19 protein-coding genes are annotated in these 20809 nt (G+C 67.1%); 8 read left to right on the top strand and 11 right to left on the bottom strand.

Annotated features, from left to right (window positions below):
- The first annotated feature begins 63 nt into the window (after window positions 1-63).
- The gene (locus EV644_RS41700) at window positions 64-1236 is read left to right on the top strand and encodes an MFS transporter (RefSeq protein ID WP_199240334.1); all 1173 of its coding nucleotides are present in this window, start codon (window positions 64-66) and stop codon (window positions 1234-1236) included.
- On the opposite strand, the gene EV644_RS41705 is transcribed toward EV644_RS41700, so the two are convergent.
- The 6 genes from EV644_RS41705 to EV644_RS41740 form a co-directional block, all read right to left on the bottom strand.
- Window positions 1220-1948, bottom strand: a complete 729-nt coding sequence (locus EV644_RS41705; RefSeq protein WP_241999405.1) for a DUF4386 domain-containing protein — start codon at window positions 1946-1948, stop codon at window positions 1220-1222. The genes EV644_RS41700 and EV644_RS41705 overlap by 17 nt on opposite strands.
- A gap of 23 nt (window positions 1949-1971) precedes the next feature.
- Entirely contained in the window at window positions 1972-2241 is a 270-nt protein-coding gene (locus tag EV644_RS41710; protein WP_132196854.1) for a DUF8691 family protein, read from the bottom strand.
- A 160-nt stretch (window positions 2242-2401) separates the two neighbouring features.
- Window positions 2402-4873: a winged helix-turn-helix domain-containing protein gene (locus tag EV644_RS41715; protein WP_241999404.1), complete on the bottom strand. Its 2472-nt coding sequence runs from the start codon at window positions 4871-4873 to the stop codon at window positions 2402-2404.
- 362 nt (window positions 4874-5235) lie between these two features.
- A complete protein-coding gene (locus EV644_RS41720) occupies window positions 5236-5856 on the bottom strand; it encodes a dihydrofolate reductase family protein (protein WP_132196850.1) in 621 nt (206 codons plus the stop codon).
- A gap of 1792 nt (window positions 5857-7648) precedes the next feature.
- Window positions 7649-8137, bottom strand: a complete 489-nt coding sequence (locus EV644_RS41735) for a DUF1269 domain-containing protein (protein ID WP_132196846.1) — start codon at window positions 8135-8137, stop codon at window positions 7649-7651.
- A gap of 289 nt (window positions 8138-8426) precedes the next feature.
- Entirely contained in the window at window positions 8427-8807 is a 381-nt protein-coding gene (locus tag EV644_RS41740; protein ID WP_132196844.1) for a DoxX family protein, read from the bottom strand.
- 81 nt (window positions 8808-8888) lie between these two features.
- Here EV644_RS41740 and EV644_RS41745 point away from each other — a divergent pair, with 81 nt between their 5' ends.
- From EV644_RS41745 to EV644_RS41770, 5 genes are all read left to right on the top strand, one after another.
- Window positions 8889-9770 (top strand): sigma-70 family RNA polymerase sigma factor, encoded by an 882-nt coding sequence (locus EV644_RS41745; protein ID WP_132196842.1) that lies wholly within the window; start codon window positions 8889-8891, stop codon window positions 9768-9770.
- Window positions 9771-9870: 100 nt separating this feature from the next.
- The gene (locus EV644_RS41750) at window positions 9871-10341 is read left to right on the top strand and encodes an iron chaperone (protein ID WP_132196840.1); all 471 of its coding nucleotides are present in this window, start codon (window positions 9871-9873) and stop codon (window positions 10339-10341) included.
- A gap of 218 nt (window positions 10342-10559) precedes the next feature.
- Window positions 10560-10880 carry a BBE domain-containing protein gene (locus EV644_RS41760; RefSeq protein ID WP_132196838.1) on the top strand — a complete coding sequence of 107 codons (321 nt, stop codon included), beginning with the start codon at window positions 10560-10562 and terminating at the stop codon, window positions 10878-10880.
- Window positions 10881-10899: 19 nt separating this feature from the next.
- Entirely contained in the window at window positions 10900-11505 is a 606-nt protein-coding gene (locus EV644_RS41765; RefSeq protein WP_132196836.1) for a dihydrofolate reductase family protein, read from the top strand.
- Window positions 11502-12410, top strand: coding sequence for an NAD-dependent epimerase/dehydratase family protein (locus EV644_RS41770; RefSeq protein ID WP_132196834.1), 909 nt, complete (start codon window positions 11502-11504; stop codon window positions 12408-12410). Before EV644_RS41765 ends, EV644_RS41770 begins: the two co-directional genes overlap by 4 nt.
- 56 nt (window positions 12411-12466) lie before the next feature.
- Here the strand turns inward: EV644_RS41770 and EV644_RS41775 are convergent, their stop codons facing one another.
- Window positions 12467-12934 (bottom strand): NUDIX hydrolase, encoded by a 468-nt coding sequence (locus EV644_RS41775; protein WP_132196832.1) that lies wholly within the window; start codon window positions 12932-12934, stop codon window positions 12467-12469.
- 94 nt (window positions 12935-13028) lie between these two features.
- Between EV644_RS41775 and EV644_RS41780 the strand changes: the two genes are divergently transcribed.
- The gene (locus EV644_RS41780) at window positions 13029-16163 is read left to right on the top strand and encodes an ATP-binding protein (RefSeq protein WP_132196830.1); all 3135 of its coding nucleotides are present in this window, start codon (window positions 13029-13031) and stop codon (window positions 16161-16163) included.
- 3 nt (window positions 16164-16166) lie between these two features.
- Here EV644_RS41780 and EV644_RS41785 read toward each other — a convergent pair whose 3' ends face one another.
- The 4 genes from EV644_RS41785 to EV644_RS41800 form a co-directional block, all read right to left on the bottom strand.
- The gene (locus tag EV644_RS41785) at window positions 16167-17003 is read right to left on the bottom strand and encodes a DUF4097 family beta strand repeat-containing protein (RefSeq protein ID WP_132196828.1); all 837 of its coding nucleotides are present in this window, start codon (window positions 17001-17003) and stop codon (window positions 16167-16169) included.
- Between the two features lie 77 nt (window positions 17004-17080).
- Complete coding sequence (locus EV644_RS41790) at window positions 17081-17842, bottom strand: ABC transporter permease (protein ID WP_132196826.1); 762 nt, start codon at window positions 17840-17842, stop codon at window positions 17081-17083.
- On the bottom strand, window positions 17839-18657 hold the full coding sequence (locus EV644_RS41795; RefSeq protein ID WP_305000099.1) for an ABC transporter ATP-binding protein: 819 nt from the start codon (window positions 18655-18657) through the stop codon (window positions 17839-17841). The genes EV644_RS41790 and EV644_RS41795 overlap by 4 nt, the downstream gene beginning before the upstream one ends.
- Before the next feature lie 241 nt (window positions 18658-18898).
- A complete protein-coding gene (locus tag EV644_RS41800) occupies window positions 18899-19159 on the bottom strand; it encodes a hypothetical protein (protein ID WP_132196824.1) in 261 nt (86 codons plus the stop codon).
- Between the two features lie 1126 nt (window positions 19160-20285).
- On the opposite strand from EV644_RS41800, the gene EV644_RS44970 reads away from it, so the two are divergent.
- Window positions 20286-20444 carry a hypothetical protein gene (locus EV644_RS44970; protein ID WP_158293089.1) on the top strand — a complete coding sequence of 53 codons (159 nt, stop codon included), beginning with the start codon at window positions 20286-20288 and terminating at the stop codon, window positions 20442-20444.
- The last annotated feature ends 365 nt before the right edge of the window (window positions 20445-20809 follow it).

A 20809-nucleotide genomic window follows, 5' to 3' on the forward strand; every position in this document is an offset into this window, starting at 1 on the left:
ATGCTGAGGCCCGTGGTTCGGCGGGTGGGGTGGGGGTTCATTTCTTTGTACGCCTTGGCGTACATGAGTACCTGTCTCGTGTTGATCGCGCCGCTGCTGGTCACCTTGGCCCTGAAGGTCAACTCGCTCGTTGGGATCGAGCGCGCGCCCAACAGTCTGGCGCTCGTGGCCGGGGTCGGCTCCCTGGTGGCGATGGTCGGAAACCCGTTCTTCGGCAAGGTGAGCGACCGCACCTCGTCGTCCCTTGGGATGCGGCGGCCATGGATGGTCATCGGCCTGATCGGCGGTTCACTCGGGGTACTTGTCGTCGCTCTCGCGCCCACCATCGCGGTCGTCCTGATCGGGTGGTGCATCGCCCAGCTCTTCTTCAATGCTCTCCTCGCCGCCCAGGTGGCGGTGTTACCGGACCAGGTGCCGACGATCCAACGCGGCATGGTGTCCGGGGTTCTGGGCATCTGCGTACCGATCGCGTCGGTGAGCGGGACCTTCCTGGTCAGGCTGTTCACCGGCAACCAGGTGGCCATGTTCCTGGTCCCGTGCGCGATCGGCGGGTTCTTCATCCTGCTCTTCGCGATCGTGCTGAAGGATCGCCTGCTGTCCAGGGCGGACAGGCCGGCCTGGTCCCTGCGCGAGTTCGTCGGCACCTTCTACGTCAACCCGCGGACCAGCCCGGACTTCGCGTGGGCCTTCGCCGGACGCTTCCTCTTCGTGCTGGCCTACGCCTTCCTGGTCACCTATCAGGCGTACTACCTGCTGGAGAAGCTCGGCAGCGCCGAGGAGGACGTCCCCGGGCAGATCTTCCTCGGCACGCTCACCCAGTCCACCTTCATCGTCGCGGCCTCCCTGATCGGCGGCAGGCTCTCCGACCGATCGGGCCGACGGAAGATCTTCGTCATGGTCGCGTCGATTGTGTTCGGTCTGGGGCTGTTCGCGGTGGCCGTGGCCGGCGACTTCAACGGATTCCTCGTCGGCATGGCGATCAGCGGTCTCGGCTTCGGCCTGTATATGGCGGTCGACCTCGCGCTCGTGGCCGACGTACTGCCGGATCAGGACAACACGGCCAAGGATCTCGGCGTCTTCAACATCGCCGGGGCGCTGCCCTTCTCCGTCGGACCGGCGATCGCGCCGCTCATCCTGGCGATCAACGGCGCCGGCTACGGCATCCTGTACGCCGTAGCCGGGATCTGCGCGATCGTGGGGGCCTTCGCCATCCTGCCTGTCAGGCGTGTTCGATGATCGGCGCGGGCTTGAACCCCTTCACCACCAGCCAGGTGCCGAGGGACAGCTCCCAGAAGAAGATCGGGGCGACCAGGATCATGGCGACCGGCGAGAACTGACCGAAGACGCCGAACAGCGTCGCGATCGAGGAGGCCAGCAGCAGCGGGGCTCCGATGAGTCCCACCGTCGGGATGATCCGCGGGACGAGGCCGGACTTGTACATCAAGGTGCCGATCAACAGAGCGTTCACGGCAGCCATGAAGCCGGGGCCGAGCAGCATCGTCCAGTCACGGACGGCAACGAGCGACTGGCCGGCGACCACCAGCGAATCAGCCTCCGCTCCGGAGGCTCCGGGCTGTCGCAGGGTCACGATGGACAGCAGGCTCACGATGCCGATGACGATCACGGCGGCCTCGAAGAGTCGAGTGGTGACGAACCCGAGAGCCAGTGACTCGTTCTGTCGCTTGACCACCGGGAACAGCGCGACCGCAGTACCGATGGCGGCGAGGGCGTTGATGAAGTCGAGGAGGCAGGCGAACAGCACGCGGTTGTCAGCGCCGGAGCTGATGATGTAGTTCGCGTTGTTGAGCACGGGTTCGAGCAGCGGAACCGCCGGGATCGAGCTTGCGAAGGTCAGCAGGTAGAGGCCGCCTGCGACGAGTGCCGTCTTCCGGTAGAGGCCCTGCTTCTTGGTCGATGGAGCTGTCGTGGGTGGGAGCGTGCTGGTCATGTCGGTCTCCTTGGTGCTGTGAGTCATTGACGTTCGGTGGGGTGCGCGGCGGGCTGATCGAGCTGCCGGAAGGACAGCAGGGGCAGCCCCACGTCGCGCACCTTCTGGAGCAGGCCGTGCAGCGCGGCCTGGTCGACCACCCGGCCGCGGATGAGGGTGGTGCCGTCGCTCTCGTTGGTGAGGGCCAGCCCGTCGAACCACGCGGCCCAGCGGGCATCGAGGTGCCCCTTGAGGCGGATCTCGCAGCAACCGGTCTCGGGAGGTTCGCCAGTCGCCGCCTGCGTCTCGTTCATCGTGCTCCTTCCGCCGTTGCTCGAAAGCTAGAAGGAGATGTGGTGAGGTGACGTCATCACTTGTGATGAACGAGGTGATGATCCAGCCGGCACCCCGGTACGGCGTACCGGGTCGCCCGGGTACGGCGTACCGGGTGGTCGCCGCGGGACGGCGTTCCCGTCAGCGGTGGTGGGTGAGGAGGTCGAGCTCCTCGGCGCGGCGGACCGCGGCGCGGCGGTTGTTCACGCCGAGCTTGGCGTAGATGTGCTGGGTGTGGGTCCGCACGGTGTTCAGGGAGACGATGAGCTCGCGGGCGATGTCCGGACCGTCGAGGTCGGTGCCGAGCAGTCGGAGTACATCCAGCTCGCGGTCGCTCAGTGGCTCGATCAATCCCTGCCTTGCGGTGGTTCTGTGCCGCCCTGTCTTGTCGAAAGCGGTGAGCAGTCGGACGACGTACTCCGTCTGGTGGGCCGCTTTCAGCAGGGTTGCCATGGGTGCGCCCTCGTCGACGAAGATCCGGCAGTAGCCCTCCGGCTCGGCCAATGCCAGGGCCCGCTCGAGTGTCACCAGCGCGGCGGGAACGTCGCCTCGCAGTTGCTGCGCGAGCGCCTGCAGCACCAGGATCTCGATGGTGCTCCTTCCGCCTTCGTCGGCTGACTGGAGGAGTCGCTCCAGGAGTCTTCTCGCCTCATCGCTCTCGTCCTGCGCCAGGAGCGCCCTGGCCAGCGTCACGTGCTCGAACTCCTGCAGATAGCTGAGCTCATCCTCTGACGAGAGGCCGCGCTCGCTCACCCAACTGGAGACGTCACTCAGTCGATCCTGGGCGATCCACACCCGTGCTCTCATCGCCGGAACCGGCCGCACGTCGGGCGAGAAGTCGCCCACGTAGAGCCGCTCGGCCTCGTCGTACAGGTCGACCGCTGCATCCAGATCGCCTTCGGCCTCACGGATCCGAGCCATCGCGACCCGCCAGCGGTACCGGTTCTGCGGCAGGCCCAGGTGCTCGCCGAGCTCCTGGCTCCTGACCAGGTACTGCGTGGCCGCCTCGAGGTCGCCGTGCTCCCGGTGGAGCGCGCTGATTCCGACGTACATGTCTGGCGTTCCCCGCGGCGGCGCCCCGTCTTGCTCGGACGCAAGCCGCAGGGCTCGCTCGTACGTGCGCATGGCGTCGCCGAGTCGTCCTTGCACGATCCGGATGTCCGCCAGGGTGATCGAGCAACCGAGGACGTCAGCGATGTATCCCGCCTTGTGCAGGCTGGCGGTGGTTGCGGTGTAGGCCTCGTGAGCAGTCTCGAGATCGCCGCTTCCCCAGGACGCGAGCCCGATCAGCGCTGAGGCGGCTCCCTGCCCGAGAAGATCGTCGGGGTCGAGAAGCTCGAGCGCCCGCTGTGCGTGAGTCACCGTCGCGGCTGGATTGCCCAACATCAGAGCCAGACCGGCACGGTAGACGGCGATCCACCCGGGCAGACGCCGTACCTCCTCTGCCGAGGTGGCTTCCGTCGTCTTGTTCGCAGACTCCAGCCATCGCTCGGCGGCCCGCAGGAGTGACTCGACTCCCTCGGTCTTGTTGGTGGACAGCAACGTCCCGGCATACCTGACGGTGAGCACAGGCCGAACCTTGATCACCTCGTCGGGTAGCGCCTCGAGCCAGCTGAGCAACGCCCCCTCGCGTCGATCCTTGAGCATCGCCGGGGTCGCCCGCTCCACCAGTTCCGCCGCATGCTCGAAGTCCTTGGCTGCCAGCGCGTGGTCGATGGCGACGGCGTGTTCGCCGTTTCCCTCGTACCACGTGCTCGCGCGTCGGTGGAGCTCTGGAACCTCGTCGGGCTGCTCGTCGAGCAGGTGCGCGCGCAGTACGTCCGCGAAAAGCTGGTGATACCGGTACCACTGGCGTCGATCGTCAAGCGGTACGAGGAACAGGTTGCCCCGCTCCAGCGCCACCAGCATGACCTTGCCGCCGGGTTCGCCGGTGACGGCATCACACAGCGGCCCCGTGAGCCTCTCGAGGATGGAGGTCTGGAGCAGGAAGCGCCGTACGTCCTCAGGCTGTCGTTGGAGGACCTCCTCCACCAGGTAGTCGACGACGTACCGGTCGTCCCCCGCGAAGCCCGCGATGAAGGCCCCGGCGTCATCGCGCCCTTGCATCGAAAGCGCCGCCAGTTGCAACGCCGCGATCCACCCTTCGGTGCGTCCCTCCAACGCCTCGACATCCCTGGCTGTCAGGCCCAGTCCCATCACGCCGTTGAGGTACGCCGCCGCCTCGTCCGGCCTGAACCGAAGATCGGCAGCGCGGATCTCGACCAGCTCGCCGCGCGCCCGCAACCGTGCCAACGGCAAGCCCGGGTCAGCCCTCGCAGCGATCACCAGACGCACCTGAGGCGGCAGGTTGTCGACCAGGAAGGCCATCCCCTCCTGCACGTCGCGCGCCTCGATCACGTGATAGTCGTCGAGCACCACCACGATCTCGTTCGGTAGGGCATCGAGGTCGTTGATCAGGGTGGCCAGGACCGCCTCGATCGGCGGCTTGCCCGACTCCAGCAGCGAGAGTGCCCCGTCGCCGACTCCGGGCTCCGCAATCCTCAACGCAGCAAGGAGATACGCCCAGAACAGCGCGGGATCGTTGTCCCGCCGATCCAGCGAGACCCAGGCCACCGAGCATCCGCTCTCAGCGGCCCACTCGGCCACCAAGGTGGTCTTCCCGAACCCGGCCGGGCCCGAGACAACTGTAAGTTTGTCTCCACGCCGAAGCCGCTCCCCCAGTCGCTCCCGGCCCACGACTCCCCGTCGCCGCGGGATACGCAACTTGGTCTCGACCAGCACATCATCACCCCCGCCCCTGCGCGCGGTTCCACCGTACGCGTCGACCGGTGCGGCTGCCGCTGCCTTTGCTGGTGCCCCTGCTGGCCTCTGCTGGCCTCTGCTGGTTTGCCTCGGTGATCAGGCTGGCGCTTGGAGTGACCGGCTCGGCCGCCGCGGGCGCAGTACGGCTGGGGTCAGCGACCTGTGGGGCCGCCTCAGCGGCGGACCAGCCGGGCGTGGGTGGCTTTCTCCGAACTGACCAGCTCGTCCACTCGGTAGTTCTCGGAGATGTCGCCCAGGTTGTCGAAGAGACGCTCGCCGCGGCCTGCCAGAAGGGGGACGATCACCAGGGACAGTTCGTCGATCAGATCGGCCTGCAGGTACTGCTGGATGGTGGCCGCCCCACCGGCGATGATCACGTCCTGACCACCAGCGGCCGTCAGTGCCCGCTCCAGGACCACGTCGGCAGGTTCGGCGCTGAAGTGGAAGGTCGTGCCTCCCTCCATCGCGAACGATGGGCGCAGGTGATGGGTGCGCACGAAAACGTCGTGATGGTACGGCGGGTTGTCGCCCCACCAGCCCTTCCACGACTCGTCCGGCCAGTCGCCCCGGACCGGCCCGAACATGTTCCGCCCCATGATCGTCGCGCCGGTGTTCACGTCCCACAGGCGAACGCGCTCGGCGTCGACCCCGGTAGCCCCGTCCTCCATCGCCGCGAACATCCAGTCATGCAACCCCTCGACCCCGTCCCCGAACGGCGCCTCCAACCGCTGATCGACCCCCGCCGCGAAGCCGTCGAGCGTGACCGTGAGGTTGTGAACCCGAACCTTGGCCATGACACTTCCTCCTGATCTAGGTTGTCCTCACCCTCCGGTCGAAGCACTCTGTCCGACCTTGACATCCCTTGCCGGTCAGCTGGATCTTGCTGGTCAGCTGGACCTTGCCGCTTATTCGGACCTTGCCGCTTATTCGGATTCTGAGCGCCGGCCGGCTGATTCCGGGCGCCAGCCGGCTGATTCCGGGCGCCGGCCGGCCGGGGGATCCTCGCCGACCCGACCGTCGACGGCCTCGCGGAGCAGGTCGGCGTGTCCCGTGTGCCGGGCACGGGCGGAAGTGGTTGCCACCGGCATCAGCGCGGGTGGTTGCGTCCCCGGGCTGCGTGATTGTGCTAGCGGGCCGGTGTGCGTCAAGAGCGCTTCGCGTCCCTTCGGGATCGGAACAAGTTCCGACTCTTGACCCACCCCACCCCGACCAGGGAAGGAACGCAGCTATCCCGGAGCCGCTGGGGGGTGTGGCGACAAGGCCCGGGGGAGCACGTCTGGTGCCCAAAGTGCGGGTCCTGGGGCGCCGGCAGGCTGTCGCTGGCGGGTTGTTCGGCCACTGGCGCCCTACTGGCCGCCAGCCGGCGAACATCCCGCCAGTGGACCCCGAAACGAGCCACAAGCGGCCGAACAACCGGCCAGCCGGCTGACAACCTGCCAGTGGTCGAACAACCCGTCGGCGCCACCCCCCGAATCGGCACGGCCACCACCCACCATGGCGAAACCCAGCCCCGGAAGCCCCTTGTGTACCGAAGGACAGGAAGTAGTCGCCGCACACGCCACCCCGACGGGCCGCCCACGCCTGGAACCTCCGCGACCACCCCAGCACTACCTGTCGGTCGGTACACCCCACCCCGAAACACCACCCCGGACCGGCTCACACCTCCGTCGCCCGGTACACCCCACCCCGAAAACACCACCCCGACCCGGCTCACACCCCTCCGCGGGATCCGCGTAGCTGCGTCCTTCCCTGGTCGGGATGGGGTGGGTCAAGAGTCGAAACTTGTTTCGATCCCGAAGGGACGCGAAGCGCTCTTGACGCACCCCAGCACGACTAGCACCATCACGCAGCGGAGACCGCGAACCACCCCCCACCCATACCCCGGGGAACCACCCGCCCACGCCGGGGAGCCGCCCGCACCCACGCCCGACGAACCACCCGCACTCATGTGGGGGAACGACCCGCTCGGCGCAGCGGCGTACCAGGTGATCGCTGGTTTGGACACGCCCGGGGGGCGGCAGGCGTCGGGCGGGAGTAGCGGGCGGTTGGGCATAGTCTGCCGTGTAAGCCCGGCCGTACTCCTCGATCAGGTCACACACCAGCCGGCGCAAGCTGAGGTGGCTCCCGTCGCTCCAGGCGAGGTACACGAGCTGGTCGAGCCCGCCGTCGGCAAGGGTCGCGTCGAGCTTCTCGCGGGAGCGTTCGATGGTGCTGTCCCAGATCGCGTAGAGCTGATCGGGGGTGTCATCGGCGGCTGGGTTGAAGTCCCAGTCGGGATCGCCGTCCCAGTCCGCCGTGTCCCACGGCGTAGCCATCGGAGCTCCGCTCAGCTTCGTGCTCAGCATGAAGAAGCGGCGGGTCGATTCTGACCACGGCAACGACCGTACGGGTCTGACACGCGGTCTGAGCCTCCAGCAAGCAATCGAGTGGCCCGACCGTTCGGCCGGGCCATTCGTGCGCATGACGTCATTCCTTGCAGCTTGCTGCCTCAGCACAACTGACGACGCCAACCATCGACGAGCCGCGACGCAGGAGGGCGCAACGAGGGTTAGTGGGAGCAGCTACGGAGGAGCTGCGTGGGTGATGTCAGCGGCCGCCGAAGGTTTCCAGTAGGACCTGGCGCTCGGCGTCGGTGAGGTTTGTGTCTATGAGCTTGCTGTGCATGCCGTGGAAGCGTTCGCCGACCCGGTCGAGATCGCCCTGCTCGGTGACCGCGAAGAGAGCCGAGGTTCCTGGTGTCACCTCGGTGCGGATCTTCTGCAGTTGATCCTTCGTGATGCCAGAGTCCTGGGTCACCTTGCTGATCGCCCCGATCGCAGCGCCGGCCACACCGCCGATCACGGGCACGAAGAAGAGGGCCCCGAGGAGCACGCCCCAGAGAGCACCCCAGCCGGTCCCGCGCCAACTCTCTTCGTGTCCCTGCTTGGTAGTCGGGTGGGAATCGCCCTCCGGCCAGGAAACGACCGCGTGGTCGAGGATCTTCACCAACCCGTCCCGCTCGCAGCCCTTGAGGACCGAAGCGGCCTTGTCGGCTCCATCCGGACCGTCGAACTTCCACACCGTAAAGGCAGTCATCTCGCACTCCTTTGCCTCGACCCGCCGGCCTTCAGGCCATGGCGAGCACTGCGGATTGCCATCGTCCACACCGCCAACCGCCGACGAGCCCGCGCTTGAGTGGCGTACCGCCCCGGCCGACCCGAACACCGCGACGCTAAGCGACGGGGTAAAGGGGACACATCACCCGCACAGGATGAGCCACTGCCGGTGGCGCGATACGACGGACCATCGCGTGCCTGGCATACGCAGCACGGCTGACCGTCATCCACCGGCGGACCAACACGAGCGGGCCGTCAACGAGCTGAGATCAGCTGAACGACTGGGGGCCGAACCGGGCGATGGCTACGAGGGCGATCAGGGCTAGGTAGGTCAGGTTCAGTAGGGCGTGCTTGGGTTCTTGGCGGCGGGTGGTCACGATTGCCGCGCCGGTCATGATCGTTGCCAGGCCGACGGCCGCGAGCGGTACCAGGATCGGCGCGACGTCGAGTGCGGCCGGTAGGATCAGGCCGACGGCGCCGAGGATCTCGACTGCTCCGAGGGCCTTGATGAAGCGGGCGCTGAAATCGTTGACCCATCCCCCGCCAGGCGCCTTGGCCAGTTTCTCCCGAGGGATGAACAGCTTGTTGGCACCCGCGACGAGGAAGACTGCTGCCAGCAAGCCGGCGATGATCCACAGGGCGAGGTTCATGAATTTCCTCCTGATCGGTTACTTCGGCCCTTCCGGGCCCGTCATCCCCCATGACGGAACTCGCTTGTGGGAGGTAACGACATGACCGGCACTGGTCCGGAGGAAGCCGTAGCGGAAGCCTTCGAGGAGCAGCGCGGACGCCTGGTGGCGGTGGCCTACCGGATGCTCGGATCGCGCGCGGACGCCGAGGACGCAGTACAAGAGGCGTGGCTGCGGCTTGCGCGCCAGGACCCGGCTGCCATCGACAACCTCGCCGGCTGGCTGACCACCGTGGTGGGCCGGGTCTGCATCGACGTACTGCGCTCGCGCAAGGCCAAGCCCGAGGCGTCGTACGACGATCGGCTGCCCGAGTTGGTGGTGACCGAGGAGGCCGACGGAGCGCCCGAGGACGACGCGCTGCTCGCCGAATCGGTCGGGCTGGCGCTGCTGGTCGTGCTCGATACCCTCGGCCCCTCCGAGCGGCTGGCGTTCGTGCTGCACGACATGTTCGCGGTGCCGTTCGAGGAGATCGGTCAGATCATCGGCAGGTCCCCCGACGCTAGCAAGATGCTGGCCAGCCGAGCCCGCCGGAAGGTACAGGGCACACATCGTTCAACCGATGAACCGCAGCAGCAGCGTGCGGTGGTCGATGCGTTTCTCGCGGCAGCGCGGAGTGGAGACTTCGAAGGGCTGCTGCGGGTGCTCGATCCGGACGTGACGTGGCGTACCCACACCGCGCGGGGTGTGGTCGTCAGGCTGGGGGCCACCGAGGTGGCCGCCAAGGCCCGGCGCGGGGTCCACACGAAGCTCACGGGGCGCAACGTCCTCGTCAACGGTGAGCCGGGAATCCTGGTGTCGGACGCGAACGGCAAGCCGCGGATCGTGATGGCGTGCACCGTGGTCGACGGCCGGATCGTCGAGATCCTGTCAGTGACCGACCCGGAACGCCTCGCTTCCGTGGACCTCCCTGAACGTCCGGTCTAGCGTCCGGCGGGGAAATCGGTCAGTTTTGAAGAAGCCGGTACTGCGCGCGGCTGCATAGCCTGAGGATCGTTCACATCGGATCACGCAGACAGGACTTCCCATGAACCCCCCGCAGAAGCGCACCGCGAAGAAGACCTCGGCCACGCAGGACAAGTCGTACGACGGATTCACCGAAGAGGAGCGGGGCGCGATGAAGGAGCGCGCGAAAGAGCTCAAGGCGGCCTCACGCGGAGCCAAGCCCGACAACGAGACCGCTCTACTGGAGAAGATCGCCGAGCTGCCGGAATCGGACCGTGCGATCGCCGAGCGACTCCATGCCATCATCACGGCCAGTGCGCCCGAGCTCTCGCCGAAGCTCTGGTACGGGATGCCTGCGTACGCCAAGGATGGCAAGGTCGTCTGCTTCTTCCAGAACGCGGGGAAGTTCAAGGCGCGGTACAACACGTTCGGCTTCAACGACTCGGCGAACCTCGACGACGGCGACCTCTGGCCGACCGCCTTTGCCCTGACGAAGCTGACCCCCGCCGTGGAGAAGCAGATCATCGCCCTCGTACGGAAAGCCGTGAGCTGAGCCCTCTGGGCCGTGACGGAGTCGTACGTTGAGCGTCCACCGTTGCCGGGGTTTGGCGGGGGTGGTGCGGACGGTCTGGATCCAGCGCACCGGCGCGGCGGCGTACGTGCAACGGCACCTGCCCACGGGCGGGGTCGAGATCCATTTCCCGATCGGTGGCCATCCCCAACTGACCGGTCCGGAGATCGAGGTTATTCCGGCGCACACCACCATCGTGGGTGTGTTTCGAAGTACGGTCCGCGTGGATCCGCTGGTGGGCGAAGGTCGCCGAGGACGCCACCGCGTTCGCCCATCGCAGCGAACGCTTCCTGCTCGAGCACATCAGCCAGGCGAGCGATCCCTGGGTCGACGATTCCTGGGTCGACGATTCCTGGGCGACCGCCCCCGTCGAAGGGTCAGGACGTGGCTACCCCAACTTCCCCGACCCCGCGCTCGACGACTGGGCCGCGATCTATCACGTGGGCAACTACTCCCGGCTGGCAGCGGTCAAGAACGCCTACGACCCGCACCGATTCTTCGACTTCCCACAAGCCATCTGATCAACACCGGAGGAGAGCTATGAGCAAGGTCTTCACGGCCCACGCCGTCTCGGTCGACGGTTATATCAGTGGTCGCACTCCCGACGGCGGCGAGGAGTTCGGACGCGGTCTCGGTGACGCGGGCATGCTCTTCGACTGGTACATGGACGGGGACACGCAGAGCAAGGCGTTCGACGGATTCAAGCTGAGCGAGCCGAGCGCCCGGTTCTTCGACACCATCGCGGCACGGGTGGGGGCGACCGTCGCGGGACGCACCACGTACGAGCATTCCGGCCATTGGGGAGGTGGTGCCCCGCACCCGACGGCGCGACTCTTCGTCCTCAGCCACCGGCCCGCGCCTGAGATCAGCGAGACGCAGACGCTTGTCACCACCGGCATCGAGGACGCGATCGCGGCGGCACGGGAGGCCGCCGGGGACAAAGACGTCGCCCTCATGGGTGGCGGGGCGCTGACCTCCGCGCTGGCGGCGGACCTAGTCGACGAGGTGATCCTCCACCAGGTGCCCGTCCTGCTGGGCGGCGGTCACGGCTTCTTCCAGGAGCTCCCGAAGCACGTGAACCTCCGTCTGCTGGAGGCCATCCCGGCACCCGGCGTGACCCATCTCCACTATGAGGTGGTCCGATGATCCTCATCACCGGAGGGCTGGGCATGATCGGCGCCCACACCGCCCGCGCGCTCGTCGACCTCGGACGCGGGGTCGTCGTCACCTCTCATCGCCGGGCCGAGGTCCCGTCGTTCCTAGCCGGCAAGGTCGCAGTGGAATCCCTCGACGTGACCGACCGGGATGCCTTTCTCGCCCTCGGGGATCGCCACGACATCAGGGACATCGTCCACCTCGCCGGCTCCATCCCCGACGAGGATCCAGTCCGCTTCTTCCGCACGGACACGGCCGGCCTGTTCAACGCGCTGGACGCCGCCCGCACTTGGGGCGTCCGCAGGTTCGCCGTGGCGAGCAGCCTCGGCGCGTACATCGGCCGAACCGAGATCCCCTGGCACGAGGAGCTCGCGCTGCCTACTGCGGAGCTGCCGCACCTGATCATCGCCTTCAAGAAGGCGGTCGAGCCACTCACGACGCACAGCCTCCAGGGCAGCGGTGTCCAGCCGGTCGTCCTTCGGATCGGGACCATCTGGGGCCCGCTCGTCGACCCGGAATCACCGTTCTTCTACATTCCGCCGTACATCAGCGCCGTGCTCCGCGGTGAGAAGCCGCAGCCGCTGTACGCCGACGACGGCGGTGACTGCTGCTACGCACCTGATGCCGGGCGCGCGATCGCCCTCCTGATGACCACGCGGACTCTGCGGCAGGACACCTACAACCTCTCCAGCGGCCGGCCGTTCACCAACCGCGAATTCGCGGAAGCCCTGCAGAAGATCACGCCCGGCCTGCAGCTCGACCTCCTGCCCGGACGGCAGGACGGCCCCGGCGACAACCCGTACCTCGACATCACGCGGCTCACCCACGACACCGGCTTCACGCCGGACTTCGACGTCGCCGACTACGTCGCCTGGCGCGCCGACAACCCCCGCTGAAGGAGCACCCCTGCTCGACCCCAACGTACAGACGATCCGTATCGGCTGACCCTGCCTCAGTGCTGGATCAGGCCGCCGATCGGGACGGGAGCGACGTGGCCGGTTGCCGGAGCGGTCTGCGCCAGGGCGAGGCCGACGTCGACCAGCGACGAGCGGCGCAGGCCGGCGACGTCGGGGATCGGAGTCCAGACCGACTCGGCGGTTTCGCCGTTCGGCTCAGGCCGGAGCTGGCCGCCGGTAATGCGGACCTGGTAGAAGATGCCGACATTCTGGTGCTCGATCCGCCCACGCGCCTCGGCCGCGGGGATCACCCTCGAGTCCACGCCCAGCAGGCGTTCGACCACCCCGTCGCAGCCGGTCTCCTCGGCGACCTCCCGGATCACCGCATCGAACGGATCCTCCGACTGCTCGACCTTGCCGCCCGGAAGAGTCCAGTTAGTCTCGCTCTTCGGTGATACGTAACGGGCGAGCAGCACCCGCCCGTCCACGATGCACACGGCGTACGCCGCCAGCCGGAAACTCATCCCCGCACCCTAATTCCACCGTCCAGGATCCACGCATCCCCGCTGAAGCGCTCCGGCGGCGAAGCTCGGCAACCCTGATGGCAGAATCAGCCGCGTGCAGATCGGGATGCTTGGATCGTTCGAGGTTCGTACGGACGACGGCGTCTTCGCCGACGTGCCGGGCGCTCGGTTACGTGGGCTGTTGATCGCCCTCGCCCTCGAACCAGGCCGCGTCGTCTCGAAGGCGACGCTCGTCGACTGGATCTGGGGCGAGCAGCCGCCCGCCGACGCGGCGAATGCCCTGCAGCGCTTGGCCTCGCGACTGCGGAAGGCACTGCCGGGCGGTGTGATCGAGGGACTGACCGGCGGCTACCGATTGACTGTGGAACCTGACGCTGTCGATGCCCTCCGGTTCGAGCGCCTCGTCGATCAGGCCCGCAACGAGAGGGATTCACAGCGGGTGGAGCTGCTGCGCGACGCCCTCGCGTTGTGGCGTGGTGCGGCCCTGCAGGATGTCGGTCTGGAGGACAGCGCGGCGTTCGACGCTGTGGTGACTCGGCTCGAGCGGCTCCGTCTGACAGCGATGGAGGATCGGTTCGATGCAGAGGTCGGCCTCAACGGCGGCGCGGAGCTGGTCCCGGAACTGACCGACCTGGTGGCCGCGCATCCGGTGCGGGAACGGCTTGCTGCCGCGCTGATGCGTGCCCTCGCCGCGGCCGGTCAGAAGACCGAGGCACTGCTCGTGTTCGAGCGTACGAGGGAAGCCCTGGCCGACGCGCTGGGCGTCGATCCCTCGCCGGAGTTGTCGGCCCTGCACGTCGCACTGCTGCGGGGTGAGTTGGGACCGCGAGAGGAGAACCGGAAGACCAACGTACGTGCCGAGCTCTCGAGCTTCGTCGGGAGGGACGCTGATCTGGCCGTAGTCCGCGAGCTCGTCGCGAAGCATCGGCTGACCACCCTGATCGGACCGGGCGGCTCGGGGAAGACCCGGCTGGCCACGGAAACCGCACGCACGCTGGTGGGCGACCTGCCGGACGGCGTCTGGTTGGTGGAGCTCGCCGCCAGCGGCGTCGACAGTGATGTGGCCCAGGCTGCGCTCACCGGACTCGGGCTCCGGGAGACCCTGCTCGGCGCGGCACCCAGCACAGACCCGACGGAGGGGCTCATCGCCGCGATCCGCGACCGGGAGGCGCTGCTGATCCTGGACAACTGTGAGCACGTGATCGAGGCGGCCGCGAGGTTCGCCGATCGGGTCCTCGGGGAATGCCGACGGCTGCGGATCCTGGCGACCAGCAGGGAACCGCTCGGCATCACCGGGGAGGCGCTGTGGCAGGTCGAGCCGCTGGCCGTGCCGACCGGCGCCGGGCTTGCCGAGATCGCCGCCTCACCGGCCGTCCGGCTGCTGCGGGACCGGGCCGGCGCGGTACGCAAGGATCTCGGGACCGACGAAGACACCTTGTCGACGATGGTGCGGATCTGCCGGGCGCTGGACGGGATGCCGCTGGCGATCGAACTCGCTGCCGCCCGGTTGCGCACCATGACCATCGAGCAGCTCGCCAACCGGCTCGACCACCGATTCCGCCTGCTGACCAGCGGGAGCCGTACCGCCCTGCCGCGACACAAGACGCTGCGCGCGGTGGTCGACTGGAGCTGGGAGTTGCTCACCGACCCCGAGCGAGCGGTGCTGCGCCGGCTGTCGGTGTTCTCGGGCGGGGCGAGCTTGGAGGCGGCCGAGCAGGTCTGCGTCGGCGATCTGGTCGAGCAGGATCAGGTACTGGAGTTGCTCACCTCGCTGGCCGAGAAGTCGCTGCTGGTCACCGAGGGGGACGGCGCGCCGCGGTACCGGATGCTCACCACGATCAAGGAGTACGCCGCGGATCGGCTCGCCGAAGCAGGCGAATCCGACCAGACCCGGCAGGCACATCTCGCCTACTTCACCGAGCTCGCCGAGACCGCGGAGCCACATCTGCGCCGGGCCGATCAAGTGGAATGGCTCGCCAAGCTCGAGGCCGAGCACGACAACATCAGCGCCGCGTTGCGGGAGGCGATCGCGGCCGGAGACGCACCAGCGGCGATGCGGCTCGCGGCCGGCGCCGGTTGGTACTGGTGGCTGGGCGGACGCCGGACCGAAGGCCTCGAGCTGCTGATCGCGGCCGCCAACCTCCCGGGCGAGGTGACCGATGACCTCCGCGCCATGACGTACGGGCTGGTGGTGCTCTACGTGACCTCCGGGCAGGGCGACGAACACCTGGGCGCGGAATGGATCCACAAGGCGTACCGCTTCAGCCAGCTCAGCCGGAGCGACAACCCGCTGCTGGCCTTCGTGATCCCGCTGGAACGCCTGGTACAGGCACCGGAGGAAGCAGTGACCGCGTTCGAGTCGTTGCTGGACAGCGTCGATCCCTGGGTGCGCGCCATGGCTCGGTGGCAGGTCGCCAAGATGCGCACCATGCTCGGCCAGGGCGGCCGGGAGGTGGAGCCCCAGTTGGAGCAGGCGCTCGCCGAGTTCCGGACACTCGGCGAACGGTTCGGGATGTCGCTGGCCCTGTCCGAGCTGGCGGGCCAACTTGCCATCCGGGGTGAATTCGCCGGTGCCTGCGAGTACTACGAGGAGGCGATCGCGGTCCTCACCGAGCTCGGCGCCGTCGAGGATGTCATCGAGTCCCGGACCCAGCAGGCCATGCTGTACTGGCTCGACGGCGATCGCGATGCCAGCGCTGCTGCCATCGCCGAGGCCGAGCGGAGCGCCGAAGGTGTCACCTGGCCGTACGCTCTGGTCGCCCTGGCACTCGCCAAGGCGGGGCTTGCCCGCCTGGGCGGCGACGCCGAGGAGGCCCGCCGTCAGCTCGGCCTCGCGACCGCCCTCTTGGGCGATGCCGCGGAGCAGGCGAACATTCGCGCACAGATCCACAACCTGCACGGCTACCTCACCGACGACCTCCGGGAGGCCCGTACCCACCGCGTGGCTGCCTGGCAGGCGGCGTCCGAGCTGGGGCACGCCTTCCTGCTCGGCCCGATCCTCGTCGGTTTCGCGGACCTGGCGGTTCGCCTCGGCCAGTACGAACAGGCGGCGCGGTTGCTCGCGGCCAGCGTCGGCGTCCGCGGACTGGCGGATCTCTCGCAATCGGATGCGGCCAGGATCGAGCAGGACGCACGACGTCACCTCGGCGAAGCACGGTTCGCCGAGGTGACGCGGGAGGGTACGCAGACGAACTTGTCCGAACTGATCGAGGTCACGCTCGCGTCGTGAGGGTCAGCTTGCCGCGCGTTGAAGGGTGATGTCGCCGTGCCGGGTGCGGGCGTGGACCGAGACCTTGGCCTCGGACGGGCCCGGCTCGCCCTGCGAGGAAACGAAGTTGTGCACCGCCCCGCGCTCGCTGTTGACATCGATGGAGGCGGCGACGCCCTCGCTGATGCCGACCTCGATGTTCCCCGAGCCGTTCCTCAGCTTCGCCTGACCGTTGGTCATCCGGCCGATCCGAACGGCACCGCTGGAGGTCGCGGCGGTGACGTTGCCGTCGGCGCGGTCGATGTCGAAGTCACAGCTGGCGCTCCCGAGATCAACGTCTTCCCAGGCATGGCCGATCCAGGCCTGCCCGCCAGAGTTCGAGAGCTTGGCCGTGCCCTCGACCTCGCCGATCCGCAGCGCGAACGCGCCACCGTCGATCGTGGCGGGGCCGGCGATGTGACCGATCGCGACCTCACCGGACGCGATGTTCGCCCGCAGCGCTTCGATGCGGTCCAGCTGGACCTGACCCGAGGCCAGGTGCAGCTCGCACTCGCCGAATGAGCCGTCGGCGTGCACGGCCGAGTGCGCCAGGTAAGCGGCCAGGCTTGAGCCGGTGGGCAGGTCGATCGTGATGGCGACCGACCCGTTCTTGTTCCCGGAGACGGTCGTTTTGACCGACAGTTGGCCGTCGGCGAATTCGACCTTGGTCTTGTCGGCCACCTTGACATCCGATCGATTCGCCTCGTCGATGGGTTCGACCAGGACGACGGTGTCGGTCCGGTCGCTCGCGGTGACCCGCACCCGGGCTCCGCCGACCTCGACGGCCGCGACGATGGGCCCTTGCGTAGCGAATGTAGGCATGACGAACTCTCCTTGTGTCTCGTACGTGATGTGTTGGTGGGCGGGTCGACCTCGGCCCAGTCGGTCAAGCGTGCTTATCAGCTGATCTGGCGCCGGTAGACCCGGATGGCGAGGACGTAGCCGAGAACGAGGATGCCGAGGCACCAGGCAAGCGCGGCCCAGATGTCGTTGCCGACCGGCTGCTGTGCGAACAGATTCTGGATGGTGTTGACGATCGACGTGACCGGCTGGTTCTCGGCGAAGGCGCGCACGGGACCCGGCATGGTGTCCGTGGGGACGAAGGCCGAACTGATGAACGGCAGGAAGATCAGCGGGTAGGAGAAGCCGGCGGCACCGTCCACAGACTTCGCTGACAGGCCGGCGAGGACTGCGATCCAGGTGAGTGCCAGGGTGAACAGTGCCAGGATTCCGGCAACAGCCAGCCATGCCAGGAGACCTGCCGAGGTGCGGAATCCCATCACGAGGCCTACCAGCACAATGATCACGACCGAGAGCCCGTTGGCAACCAGCGAGGTCAGCACATGTGCCCACAGCACGGACGATCGTGCGATCGGCATGGAGTGGAATCGCTCGAAGATGCCGCTCTTCATATCGGTGAACAACCGAACGGCGGTGTACGCGATGCCCGACGCGATCGCGATCAGCATGATTCCAGGCAGCAGGTAGTTGACGTAGTTGTCGGTACCTGTCTCGATTGCCCCGCCGAGGACGTAGACGAACAGCAGCATCATGGCGATCGGCGTGATCGCGGTCGTGATGATCGTGTCGACGCTGCGGAAGATGTGACGCATGGAGCGGCCGGTCAGGACGGCCGTGTCTCCGAAGAAGTATGTGCTCATGACTGGTCCTTACTTGACTCGGCCTTGTTGTCGTTGCCCACCAGTGCGAGAAAGATTTCCTCCAGGGTCGGCTGCTTCTCGACGTACTCGACCTTCGCTGGGGGGAGGAGTTGCTTCAGCTCGGCGAGGGTGCCGTTCGCGATGATCCGGCCCTCGTGGAGGATGGCGATCCGCTCTGCGAGTTGCTCAGCCTCGTCGAGGTACTGCGTGGTGAGCAGAACGGTGGTCCCCTGGTTGGCGAGCTCCTGGATGACCTGCCACACCTCGATGCGTGCTTCGGGGTCGAGCCCCGTGGTCGGCTCGTCGAGGAAGATCACCTTCGGCTCCCCGATCAGGCTCATCGAGATGTCCAGGCGACGGCGCATGCCTCCTGAATACGTCGACACCTTTCGCGAACCTGCCTCGGTGAGGTTGAAGCGTGCGAGCAGGCCATCCGCGATCTTGCCCGGGTCCTTGAGGTGCCGCAGCTTGGCAACCAGCACCAGGTTCTCCCGGCCGGAGAGGATCTCGTCGACCGCGGCGAACTGTCCGGTCAGACTGATGGACTCCCGAACTCGGAGCGCGTCCGTCGTGACGTCGAATCCATTGACGGTTGCTGTGCCGGCGTCTGATCTCAGCAGCGTGGACAGGATTCTCACCATGGTGGTCTTTCCCGCGCCGTTCGAACCGAGAAGGGCGAAGATGCTGCCTGGCGCCACCTCGAAGTCCACGCCGCGCAGGACGTGCAACTCCTTGTAGGACTTCTCTATGCCCTGCACCCGGATCGCAGGTTCGCGGTCCCGCATTCCTGATTGTGTGTTCGCTGAACTTGTCATGTGACAACCATCGGCGCCCGGCCTGACACACCCCAGCCACGCCCCTGACACGCCCACTGACACGGCCCTCCACCTCGTTGCGCTGGGCCATATCGCACGTGGGACGACATGCGTACGGTCGCGATCAGGCTGGCCGCGACCGTACGCGAAAGGAGCTATCGAGTTATTTCCCGCTGGACGCCCCGGCCACCAGCGGCAGCGAGACCGAGGTGCCGGCCAGATCGACGGTGACCTTGGCCGGTCACTGCCGCGTCATTGCCACGCGGTACCGCTGCTCGGCGGTGATGAGGTGGTCGTTGTCGTCGGCGGCGTCGCCGAGGTCGATCTGGACCCAGAGCACTTTGCCGGTGAAGGCACTGTTCGTGGTGTTGTAGTCGTCGCTGACCGGTATGGCGCCGTCGACCCCGATGTCGGTGGTCTCGTCGGCGGAGAACGCCATCGGCTCTGTCGCGTCGACCTTGCCCTCACCGACCGGTTCGCCGTCGAGGAACAGGTCGACCATGCTCAGGGCGTGCTACCCATGAAGCGGCGCCACACCTCGCGCTTCATCTCCGCGAAGGCATCCACAACGTCCTGCGCGGTCTCGGCATCTTCGACAGCCCCGACTGCCTGGCCAACATCTCGCCAGGAGGCACCCGACGCGAGAGCCCCACGCACCGCCTCACCAAGTGCCTTGTCGATAGCGATCGATGCCCGACAGCATTCGCGCACCGACTCCAGCGGATCTTGCCTCCAGTGACCACGTTGTCGGAGCCGAAGCCGCTCACCGTGTCCCGATAGGCGCAGATGGGGAGCTCGTGCAAACACGGAGACCACCTCCTCGTTGAACTACTTCGAGGTTAGGTCTCAACCACCGACGATGCACCGAGCCGTCGGGGTTCACCTGATACCCCCGACTCTTGCTAACAGGGTTGCTAACAAGCCGCTGGACGAGCGTGGACACCGATGGGCGATGGGTGATGGGCTTGCGCTCCTGGCCGCACCACGTTCGACGCTGTGGACAGTCGTCACGGCACTCGTAATGAGACGGTCAACGCTCGCTCCGCGTGCGATTAGCTTGCGATTACGAGGGGTCAGCCGACGTCAAGTTGGGGTCAGTCGGTGGGCACCGGTTCACCCTCAGGGCGAGGCGGTGAGCGTGCGTCGAAGGATCTTCCAACTGGCTAGCCGCCGGGCACCCTTGCGGTTCCTCACGACTGAGCGGCGCAGCAACGTTCGCGAGCAGCGCTAGTGCGAACGGGCCTGGCCGGCCGAGCTGCGACCTCCGGGTTATGAGTAGGCCTGACGCTGTCTCGAGTATCCCGTCGAGCTCCATCCGTACCCAGGGAACAGCCTTGAGCTGTTTCATGCGTACCGTACTGTCGGCCCCGTCCCGGTCCGTCGTCGTCACCGATTTGGTCACCGACTCTGGGCTTCGACGGAGCTCAGGAGCGCCGATTTCGGTCAGGGCTCAGTCGTCGTGCCCGACTTTTCTTTCGAGGTCTGAGCCATCGATCGTCTGGCAACGGTCAGTCCAGCGATAGCCGCGATCAATCCCGCCAGCGACGACACCAGGCCGGCCACCGCCGAGATGACATCGGAGACACCAGAGCTAGCGGAGGGTGCGGGCGGGGCCTGTGCTGACACTGTTGGTGGTACTGGTGATCCTGAGTGGGTTGATGATGGCGCCGGTGATCCTGAGTGCGTTGATGATGGCGCCGGTGATCCTGAGTGCGTTGATGATGGTGCCGGTGAAGGTGACGGTAGAGGCGACCGGTCAGTGCTCAGAAAGACGGGCCAGAGCGTGACAATCCCAACTGCCAGCAGCACCAGACCACCCGCCAGCAGGCTCAACCCGCGCAGCGTCCCCCTCACCCTCCCAGCCTAAGACTCCAACCGTACGTAGGCGCAGGGTTCGAACCCCTCCGCATGCACGCCCGATGGCGAGGAAGTACGTCGGCTCGGTCTTCGTTGCTGAGGTCGGCCACCGTCTGTTCGCGCACCAGCGCGTACTCCCGGAACTGCGCGCGTCGAAGGAACGAGCCGCCGTCGTGGCGTCTGATCGCCGGTTAGCCCCGCGGAATTTGTCAAGGTGGTTGAGGCCAGCGGGAGTTACGCGGCGGTCCGTTGAACTGTCTTGTTTTGTTGGGTTTCGTGGATGGGTGGGTTGATC

Source organism: Kribbella orskensis (assembly GCF_004342085.1).
Lineage (GTDB): Bacteria > Actinomycetota > Actinomycetes > Propionibacteriales > Kribbellaceae > Kribbella > Kribbella orskensis.